Source organism: Nioella sp. (assembly GCF_964229645.1).
Taxonomy (GTDB): domain Bacteria; phylum Pseudomonadota; class Alphaproteobacteria; order Rhodobacterales; family Rhodobacteraceae; genus Nioella.
In genome coordinates, this window is sequence record NZ_CAXREX010000037.1 from 1 (window position 1) to 7,169 (window position 7,169).

Sequence of the window (7,169 nt, forward strand, 5' to 3'; positions counted from 1 at the left end):
CCACTTGCAAGCCTTTCCCGGCCCGCGTAGGGCTATCACAACACCGATCCTGACGGAGAATGCCCATGTCCGCCGATGATCCCCGGATGCTCGTGTCCACCCAGTGGCTGGCTGATCATATGAAAGACCCGGATCTGCGGATCCTGGACGCCTCCTACTACCTGCCCGACATGGGCCGCGATGCGAAGGCGGAGTATGACGCCGCCCATATCCCCAGCGCCCGCTTCTTCGATATCGACGATGTCAGCGACTCCCTGTCGGACCTGCCGCACATGGCCCCGCCGCCCGAGAAATTCATGAGCCGCCTGCGCGCCATGGGTGTCGGTGACGGCCACCAGGTCGTGGTCTATGACGGCAACGGGCTCTTCTCGGCGGCTCGCGTCTGGTGGCTCTTCCGGCTGATGGGCAAGACGGATATTGCCGTTCTGGATGGCGGTATCCGCAAATGGCAGGCCGAAGGCCGCGAGGTTGAGGACATGCCGCCGATCGTGCGTGACCGTCATATGACCGCGCAGCGCCAGGCCCATCTGGTCAAGGACGTGACCCAGGTTGCTGCCGCCGCAAAGCTCGGCGACTGGCAGATCGTGGATGCCCGCAGCCCGGGCCGTTTCCGGGGCGAAGAACCCGAACCGCGCGAGGGCCTGCGCTCGGGCCGCATCCCCGGATCGAAGAACGTGCATTACGCGACGCTTCTTAATGCGGACGGGACCATGAAGCGCGGGGATGACCTGCGCGCTGCGTTCGAGGCGGGCGGCGTCGATCTGGACAAGCGGGTCATCACGTCCTGCGGGTCCGGGGTTACGGCGGCGATCCTTTCGCTCGGGCTCGAATTGCTCGGCCATAAGGATTGGGCGCTCTATGACGGCTCCTGGTCCGAGTGGGGGCAGTTCGAGCAGTTGAAGGTCGAGGTCGGATGACCATCACCACTGCGGGCACCGAAGTTGCCTACACGATCACTTACCTGGCAATGACCGAGCCCCCCAGGACGGCCCCGGCCTTGCCAGACGATGTTCGGCTGGAACGCTGCGTTCAGCCTCCGGTCTGGTTTTTCCTGTCGCTCTATGATGCCGTGGGTCGGATGTATGAATGGGTCGACAAATTTGCGGAAGACCCCGAAGACCTGCACGATTTCGTCCAGCATCCCGAGGTGGCTCTCTTCGTCGCCTATCGGCACGGTTGGCCCGCCGGGTTTTTCCAGCTCGACTGGCGCAACCCGGGCATATGCGATCTCGCCTATTTCGGCCTCGTCCCGGAAGCGATCGGCGGCGGCATTGGCGGCACCTTGCTGCGCACGGCTATCGCAACGGGATGGGAACGGGATGGCGTGCGGCGGATGACCGTCAACACCTGCACACTCGATCATCCGCGAGCCTTGGAGCTTTACAAGCGCATGGGCTTTTCTCCGGTGCGCACCGAGGAGCACACCCGCATCCTGACCCGAGACCGTGATACGTCCCAGTTTCCCGCCTGAGGAGAGGCACAGATGTTCGAAACCCTGACCCCGCCGCAACCCGACAAGATCATCCAGCTGATGCAGATGTTCCGCGAGGACTCGCGCGCGAACAAGGTCGATCTGGGCGTCGGCGTCTACAAGACGTCCGAGGGCAAGACGCCGGTCATGAAGGCAGTCAAGGCCGCGGAGGAACTGGTCTGGAAAACCCAGGACAGCAAGGGCTATGTCGCCCTTGCCGGGGATGCCGGGTACCTGGCGGCGATGAAAGGCCTGATGTTCGCAGATACCGTGCCCCATGCCCGTATCGCGGCGGCAGGCACGCCGGGTGGCACCGGGGCCGTGCGCCAGGTGCTGGAAATGGTGAAGCGCCTGACGCCCGAGGCCACGGTCTGGATCAGTGCGCCGACCTGGCCCAACCATCCGGCGATCATTTCCTACCTGGGGCTCGGCCTGCGGGAATACCGCTACTACGACGCAGGGACCGGCGGGCTGGATCGCGCGGGCATGATGCAGGACCTCTCGGGCGTCAAGCCGGGCGACCTCATCCTTCTTCACGGTTGCTGCCACAACCCCACGGGGGTTGACCTGTCGCTGGAGGATTGGCGCGCCCTGGGCGATCTGTGCCTTGGATCGGGCGCGGTTCCGTTCGTGGACATGGCATATCTGGGCTTCGGGCAAGGGATCGAAGAGGATGCCGCCGGAATGCGTCTGCTGGCGGGAATGGTGCCCGAGATGCTGGTTGCCGGATCCTGTTCCAAGAATTTCGGCCTCTACCGGGACCGGGTGGGGATCGCCATGGCGCTATGTGGCGATGAAAAAGCGGCCATTGCCACCGGAGGCATGCTGGCCTGGCTCAACCGTCAGAACTTCGCTTTCCCGCCCGATCATGGTGCGCGGGCTGTTCAGACGATCCTGGGCGACCCTGGGCTGACAGACCTCTGGCGTGGGGAATTGCGCGAGATGCGTGAAGGTATGCAGGCCAACCGGGAAGCTCTGGCCGCAGAACTCCAGCGCATCACCGGGTCAGACCGGTTTGCGTTCCTGGCCTCGCACAAGGGGATGTTTTCCCTGCTGGGGGCGAGCCTGGAGCAAGTGGAAACCCTGCGGGCGCAACACGGAATTTACCTCGTCTTCGACAGCCGGATGAATGTCGCAGGCCTGACGCCAGAGACTATTCCGCTGGTCGCGAAAGCCGTGGCCGAGGTCATGGGCTAGAAAAACCTTCGGGAAGATTTTTCTGCCCGAACAAAATTCTTCCCGAAGAATTTTGGGTTTTCGGAAGAATTTTCCGGAAAATTCTTCTTTTACGCGGGGCTTGCCATTCAGGCCCCGCATGCGCTAAAGCGCGCCGTCCCTGCGTGCCAGGGCCAAGTCTCCGCTACCTTGTCAAAACGGATCAACAGACATGAAACGCATTCATCTGCCCGGCATTCTTGCCATGGCGGCCGTCGTCGTCGCCTCGAACATCCTCGTCCAGTTTCTCTTCGGTCAATGGCTGACCTGGGGGGCCTTCACCTACCCGATTGCCTTCCTTGTCACCGACGTGATGAATCGCGTCTATGGTGTTGCTGCCGCTCGAAAAGTTGTGGTTGCCGGCTTCGTGGTCGGCGTCATCTGCTCGCTCATCGGCACGCAGATCATGGGCGAGTTCGGCCCGCTCGTGACCCTGCGGATCGCGCTGGGCTCGGGGCTGGCATTCCTGACCGCGCAACTGCTGGATGTCGCTGTCTTCAACCGCCTGCGCGAGGGCGCTTGGTGGCGGGCTCCGCTGGCGTCCACGTTGGTTGGATCTTCGGTGGATACCGCGCTTTTCTTCACGATCGCCTTCTCGGGCGCGTTAACCTTCATCGAAGCGGGGAACGACGTCAGCTGGGCGGGTGAGATCCTGCCGCTGCTTGGCATGGGTCCCGAGGCACCCCTGTGGGTGTCGCTGGCCGTTGCCGACTGGCTCGTCAAACTTTCGCTTGCCTTGGTGGCACTTGTCCCGTTCCGCGTGCTGACTGCCCGTCTGACGGCACAGGTTGCATAAAAGGTTTTGACATACACAAAATCTATGGCACCCTTCTAGGTGAAATTAACCAGCTGAAAGGAGGTGCCATGTGTCGAGAGGGATCTTGGAGAGAGGTATCGGGACAGTCTGGGGAGGGCGCTTCTAGGCAGCCCTAGGGGCGTAATCTTCCCAGGTGGGCCGCCAGAGTCTAACCGGCCGCACCTCCTAATTCTTCGGAAAGGGTCGCCTTCGGGCGGCCCTTTTCTTTTTAACGAAATTGGGGGGGGTGCCACCCGTACACCCCCTGTGCACCCCCCGTACACCCCCCGTGCAGACGAAAGGCCGATCCGGGCCCCTCGACGGACCGCACGCTCCGGGTCTCGGACCAGCCCCGGGGTGACAGGCGCGGGGCGGGGCGGTATCAACCGGACAACCGCCCATGTTCCCGGAGAGACCCCTTGCAGCATCCCCTTCGCACCGCGCTTGTGACCGGATCGGCCGGGTTCATCGGCTTTCACCTGTGCCAGCGGCTGCTGGAGGAGGGCTGGCTGGTCATCGGGGTCGACGCGATGACGGATTACTACGACGTCGCCCTGAAGGAGGCCCGGCAGGCACAGCTTTTGCAGTCGAACCACTTCCGGGCGGTCACCGAGCGCATCGAGACGCCCGGCCTTCTGGAAGGCCTGATGGCCGATCATCGCCCCGATGCGGTCATCCACCTGGCCGCGCAAGCCGGGGTGCGCTACTCGATCGAGGCCCCGGAAAGCTACGTGGAGTCGAACCTGATCGGCACGTTTCGCTTGCTGGAAGCGGCGCGGTCGCATCCCCCGGCGCATATGCTGCTGGCCTCGACCAGTTCGGCCTATGGCGCCAACACGGACATGCCCTACGCGGAAACGCAGAAGGCCGATACGCAGATGTCCTTCTATGCGGCGACCAAGAAGGCCAACGAGGCCATGGCCCACAGCTATGCCCATCTCTACGATCTGCCCACCACCATGTTCCGGTTCTTCACGGTCTACGGGCCCTGGGGGCGGCCCGACATGGCCCTGTTCAAGTTCACCCGCGCCATGCTGGAAGGCGAGCCGATCCACGTCTACAACCATGGCCGCATGAAGCGCGATTTCACCTATGTCGATGACCTGGTGACCGGGATCGTCAGGCTGGTAGATGCGGCCCCGGTCCGGCCCCACAGCGAAGAGGAAATCGCCGAAGGCGACAGCCTGTCGCCCGTTGCCCCCTATCGCATTGTCAATATCGGCAACTCGGAGCCCGTGCCGCTGATGCAGTTCATCGAGGCGATCGAAGCGGCCCTGGGGCAAAGAGCCGAGAAGATCATGATGGACATGCAACCCGGTGACGTGCCGGCGACCTGGGCCGATACACGCCTGCTGCGCCGGTTGACCGGCGAGACCCCGGCAACGCCCGTGCGCGACGGCGTGGCCCGTTTCGTCGCCTGGTACCGGGACTATTACCGCGTCTAGGGGCCACGAGGCGCGGGCTTTTACGAAACTTCAACGCGTTTGCCCCGCCGCTGCCACAAAATCCTGACCAGTCGTTAACGCTGTCGGATCATCCTGCCTGACCAGGTGGGGGCCCTTGGGTTTTGGGGCCGACAATGACACAGCTGTCGACTGTCGGGGTGCTGGAGCACACAACCGGCAGCATGTTGACGGGGATAACCGACCTGGATCTTCGGGTCTCGGGGACAGGCGCAACCGTGCTTTATGCAACCAGCCGCTCGGCTGGCGCTGTCTCGGTCTATTCTCTGGCCACGGGCGCGCCCGTTTTCCTGGATGACCGCAGCTTCAGCACCGACACCGATTGCATTGATTTCCTGACGATGGGTGGCACCGATTATGTCGTTACCCTGGCCCCCCAGCCCGACACGACCCGGCTTTATGCCCTGTCGGCGGGCGGGCAGGTCAGCGGGGCGGCCCAGGCCCTGACCCCGGACACGGGCCCGATGGACAGCCTTGTGCAGGTCGATGTGGCCGGGCAGAGCTACCTGTTCTGTGTCGAAGCGGGTGGCACCGGCGTCGAGGCCTTCCGCATGGATGGCGGGGCGCTGACCTCGGTCGATTCCGGGGCGGCCACGGCGCCGGTGTCGGGACTGGCCCGCGCCTCGACCCCGCAGACCCAGTTCCTGCTGGTGACCGACCAGAGCGGCGCGCAGGTGCTGAGCTACGAGGTGACCGCCGCTGGCAGCCTGGCCCTGCGGGGCGAGGCGGGGGCCGCGCAGGGGCTGGGTGTGGCCGGGATCAGCGTGATGGAGCAGATCACTCTGCCTGACGGGCATTACGTGGTGGTCGCCGCGCGTGACAGTTCCTCGATCAGCGTGCTGAAGCTGGGGCCCACGGGCAGCCTGACCCCGGTTGACCATATCGCCGATGACCTGGGAACGCGGTTTTTCAACGTGACCGCCCTGGAGACTGCGCTGGTGGGCGACCGCGCCTTCGTCATCGCGGGTGGTGGCGATGACGGGATAAGCCTGTTTGAACTGCTGCCCGGCGGGCGGCTCCTGCACCACCAGACCATGGCCGACAGCTTTGCCACCACGCTGGCCAATGTCTCGGCGATCACGGCGACGGATGCGAACGGCCAGTTGCAGATCTTCGTGGGCAGCGGCATCGAAACCGGTGTCACGCAGCTGGTTGCCAGTGCCGGCCCGGTGGGCACGACCCTGATCGGCGGCGCCTGGGGCGATACGCTGACCGGCACGGCTGCGGGCGAGGTCATGGACGGGGCGCAGGGCAATGACAGCCTGTCGGCCGGGGCAGGCGATGACGTGCTGGTGGACGGGGCGGGGCAGGACACGCTTCGAGGCGGTGCCGGGGCGGACGTGTTCTTCCTCGTCGCCGATGGCGAGATGGACGTGATCGAGGATTTCACGCCGGGGGTTGACCGGATCGACCTGACCTCGTGGCCGATGCTGCGCAACCTGGGGCAGTTGAGCTACCAGATGACGGTGGACGGAGCGATGCTGAGCTTCGGCACCGAGCTGCTGCAGATCCGGTCCTCGAGCGGTCTGCCGCTGATGCAGGGCGAGGTGCTGACCTGGGACCTGATCAACATGACCCGTTATCCGACCGGTTCGGTCCTGCTGCCGGAGGCGGACGGATTCACCGGCGATGAAGGGGCCAATACGCTGACGGGCAACTCTGCGGATAACGACCTTCGCGGGAACGGCGGGGATGACACGCTTTACGGCGAGGGCGGGAACGATACGCTCGATGGCGGGACGGGCGCCGACCGGATGGAGGGCGGCGCGGGCAATGACACCTACCGGGTGGACAACGCGGGCGACGTGATCGTCGAGACGGCGGGCAACGGGGTGGACCACGTGGAGAGCTCGGTCTCCTTTGAGCTGCGCGATCACAGCCAGCACCTGGAGACGCTGACGCTCCTTGGCGGCGGCGATATCGACGGCACCGGCAACGGGCGGCACAACACGATCACCGGCAATGCGGGCCAAAATGTGCTCGATGGCGCATGGGGCAATGACACGCTCATTGGCGGGGCGGGGGCTGATACCTTCGTCTTTTCCAACGGGGCCGACGTGATCCAGCATTTCGAGAACGACATCGACACGATCCGGGTCGCCAACAGCTATTTCGGAGGCGGCCTGACGGCGCAGCAGTTCCTCGACACCTATGCCGACGACAGCAGCGGCACGACCATCATCGACCTGGGCAACGGCAACAGCCTCACCGTCAACGCCATCGC

At 64.3% G+C, this 7,169-nt stretch carries 6 protein-coding genes; all 6 read left to right on the forward strand.

What is annotated here, in order from left to right; translation table 11 throughout:
• Positions 1–65: 65 nt before the first annotated feature.
• The gene (gene sseA / locus ACEQXV_RS02650) at positions 66–917 is read left to right on the forward strand and encodes a 3-mercaptopyruvate sulfurtransferase (protein ID WP_370254450.1); all 852 of its coding nucleotides are present in this window, start codon (positions 66–68) and stop codon (positions 915–917) included.
• The gene (locus ACEQXV_RS02655) at positions 914–1,471 is read left to right on the forward strand and encodes a GNAT family N-acetyltransferase (protein ID WP_370267760.1); all 558 of its coding nucleotides are present in this window, start codon (positions 914–916) and stop codon (positions 1,469–1,471) included. The genes sseA and ACEQXV_RS02655 overlap by 4 nt, the downstream gene beginning before the upstream one ends.
• Before the next feature lie 12 nt (positions 1,472–1,483).
• On the forward strand, positions 1,484–2,668 hold the full coding sequence (locus ACEQXV_RS02660) for an aromatic amino acid transaminase (RefSeq protein WP_370254452.1): 1,185 nt from the start codon (positions 1,484–1,486) through the stop codon (positions 2,666–2,668).
• A 190-nt stretch (positions 2,669–2,858) separates the two neighbouring features.
• A complete protein-coding gene (locus ACEQXV_RS02665; RefSeq protein WP_370254454.1) occupies positions 2,859–3,482 on the forward strand; it encodes a queuosine precursor transporter in 624 nt (207 codons plus the stop codon).
• A gap of 419 nt (positions 3,483–3,901) precedes the next feature.
• Positions 3,902–4,927: an SDR family NAD(P)-dependent oxidoreductase gene (locus tag ACEQXV_RS02670; protein ID WP_370267762.1), complete on the forward strand. Its 1,026-nt coding sequence runs from the start codon at positions 3,902–3,904 to the stop codon at positions 4,925–4,927.
• Between the two features lie 134 nt (positions 4,928–5,061).
• The coding region (locus tag ACEQXV_RS02675; protein ID WP_370267763.1) for a hypothetical protein at positions 5,062–7,169 on the forward strand (2,108 nt) is incomplete at its 3' end.

Bases quoted from the DNA above. Each gene is read 5' to 3' on its own strand.
- ACEQXV_RS02655 (WP_370267760.1), top strand. From the start codon at position 914: ATGACCATCACCACTGCGGGCACCGAAGTTGCCTACACGATCACTTAC.
- ACEQXV_RS02660 (WP_370254452.1), top strand. From the start codon at position 1,484: ATGTTCGAAACCCTGACCCCGCCGCAACCCGACAAGATCATCCAGCTG.
- ACEQXV_RS02665 (WP_370254454.1), top strand. From the start codon at position 2,859: ATGAAACGCATTCATCTGCCCGGCATTCTTGCCATGGCGGCCGTCGTC.
- sseA (WP_370254450.1), top strand. From the start codon at position 66: ATGTCCGCCGATGATCCCCGGATGCTCGTGTCCACCCAGTGGCTGGCT.